Below are 270 nucleotides of genomic sequence, written 5' to 3' on the forward strand. Positions count from 1 at the left end.
GACGGCATCACGGTGCTCGAACCCGACGAGGGCACAATGGCCTGCGGCGAATATGGCCCCGGTCGCCTGCCCGAACCCGAAGCGATCGCCGCCGCCATCGACCGCGCGCTCGCCCCGGCCGATACGCGCCTTTCCGGGCGCCATATCCTCGTCACCGCGGGACCGACGCATGAGGCGATCGATCCGGTGCGCTACATCGCCAACCGCTCGTCCGGGAAGCAAGGCTTCGCCATCGCCGGCGCGCTTGCGGCACTGGGGGCCGAGGTGACG

At 71.1% G+C, this 270-nt stretch carries 1 protein-coding gene; it reads left to right on the plus strand.

The window, feature by feature from the left end; genetic code table 11:
• On the plus strand, positions 1 to 270 hold a 270-nt coding region (locus tag PU683_RS22195), incomplete at both ends, for a phosphopantothenoylcysteine decarboxylase domain-containing protein (protein WP_277174667.1).

The sequence above is a fragment of the Candidatus Kosakonia sp. 282A-S69 genome (genome assembly GCF_029433855.1).
Taxonomy (GTDB): domain Bacteria; phylum Pseudomonadota; class Gammaproteobacteria; order Enterobacterales; family Enterobacteriaceae; genus Kosakonia; species Kosakonia cowanii_A.